This is a genomic window from Mycolicibacter engbaekii, assembly GCF_002101585.1.
GTDB lineage: Bacteria > Actinomycetota > Actinomycetes > Mycobacteriales > Mycobacteriaceae > Mycobacterium > Mycobacterium engbaekii.
On sequence record NZ_LQOT01000061.1, the window covers coordinates 1 to 2,016 of the forward strand.

Consider the following 2,016-nt stretch of genomic DNA (forward strand, 5'->3'; position numbering starts at 1 on the left):
CGAGTTTTCCGGGCTGGGTTCAGTCCGGCTGGTTTTCGAATAGAGGAGCGTTCATGGCTGCCAAGGCCTCAGTCGCGATTGTCGGTTCGGGCAATATCAGTACCGACCTGTTGTACAAGTTGTTGCGTTCGGAGTGGCTGGAGCCGCGCTGGATGATCGGGATCGACCCGGAGTCGGAGGGTCTGGCGCGGGCCCGCAAGCTGGGGCTGGAGACTTCAGCGCAGGGTGCGGACTGGTTGCTGGCGTTGGATGAGAAGCCGGACTTCGTGTTTGAGGCCACCAGCGCCTATGTGCATAAGGCCTATGCGCCCAAGTATGAGGCTGCCGGTATCCGGGCTATTGATTTGACGCCGGCGGCGGTGGGTCCGGCGGTGATCCCGCCGGCGAATCTGCATGCCCATGTTGATGCCCCGAACGTCAACATGATCACCTGTGGCGGGCAGGCGACCATTCCGATCGTGTATGCGGTCACCCGCGCGGTCACAGAGCAGGGCGGGGTGGTGCCTTATGCCGAGATCGTGGCCAGTGTCGCCAGTGTGTCGGCGGGTCCGGGAACCCGGGCCAATATCGATGAGTTCACCAAGACCACCTCGCGGGGGGTGGAGACCATCGGTGGTGCGCAGCGCGGCAAGGCGATCATCATCTTGAACCCGGCTGATCCGCCGATGATCATGCGCGACACGATCTTTTGCCAGATTCCTGAGGACGCCGACCGGGATGCGATCACCGCGTCGATCAAGGATGTGGTGGCCCAGGTGCAGACCTATGTGCCGGGGTATCGGTTGCTCAATGAGCCGCAGTTCGACGAGCCGTCGCTGAACTCCGGTGGGCGTGCGGTGGTGACCACGTTTGTGGAGGTCGAGGGTGCCGGTGATTATCTGCCGCCGTATGCGGGCAACCTGGACATCATGACCGCCGCGGCGACCAAGGTCGGCGAGGAGATCGCCCGGGAGATGGCGGCGGCAAAGGCTGGAGGAGCGTAATCGTCATGTCTGATCACATTTTTGATGTGCGGATCACCGACACCTCGCTGCGTGACGGTTCGCATCACAAGCGCCACCAGTTCACCCCGGAGGAGGTCGGCGCGATCGTGGCGGCGATCGACGCCGCGGGGGTGCCGGTGATCGAGGTGACCCATGGGGACGGCCTGGGTGGGTCGAGCTTCAACTACGGGTTTTCCAAGACGCCCGATCAGGAGCTGATCAAGCTTGCGGCGCAGACCGCGCGTGATGCCCGGATCGCCTTTTTGATGCTGCCCGGGGTGGCCACCAAGGACGACATGAAGGAGGCGCAGGGCAACGGTGGGCAGATCTGCCGGATCGCCACGCACTGCACCGAGGCCGATGTGTCCATTCAGCACTTCGGGCTGGCCCGCGAGCTGGGGTTGGAGACCGTCGGGTTTTTGATGATGGCCCACACCGTGACCCCGGAGAAGCTGGCCGCCCAGGCCCGCATCATGGCCGATGCGGGTTGTCAGTGTGTGTATGTGGTGGATTCGGCCGGGGCCCTGGTGATGGAGGGTGTGCGGGATCGGGTGGCGGCGCTGGTCGCCGAACTCGGCGACGATGCGCAGGTCGGCTTTCACGGTCACGAGAACCTCGGGTTGGGTGTGGCGAACTCCCTGGAGGCGGTGCGTGCCGGTGCCAAGCAGATCGACGGTTCGGTGCGGCGCTTCGGTGCCGGGGCGGGCAATGCCCCGGTGGAGGCGCTGATCGGGGTGTTCGACAAGGTCGGGATCAAGACCGGCATCGACTTCTTCGACATCGCCGATGCCGCCGAGGAAGTGGTTCGCCCGGCGATGCCGGCCGAGTGCGTGCTGGACCGCAATGCGCTGATCATGGGGTATTCCGGGGTGTACTCGAGCTTCCTCAAGCACGCGGTGCGCCAGGGCGAGCGCTACGGCGTGCCCGCCCATGAGCTGCTGCACCGGGCCGGACAGCGCAAGCTGATCGGCGGCCAGGAGGACCAACTCATCGACATCGCCCTGGAGATCCAACGGGAGCGAGCCGCGAAATA

2 protein-coding genes are annotated in these 2,016 nt (G+C 64.7%); both read left to right on the forward strand.

Annotated elements, in window-relative coordinates:
* Window positions 1-53: 53 nt before the first annotated feature.
* Complete coding sequence (locus AWC02_RS16350) at window positions 54-983, forward strand: acetaldehyde dehydrogenase (acetylating) (protein ID WP_085129773.1); 930 nt, start codon at window positions 54-56, stop codon at window positions 981-983.
* A 5-nt stretch (window positions 984-988) separates the two neighbouring features.
* Window positions 989-2,016: 4-hydroxy-2-oxovalerate aldolase (gene dmpG / locus AWC02_RS16355; RefSeq protein ID WP_085129774.1), on the forward strand; the 1,028-nt coding region annotated here is incomplete at its 3' end.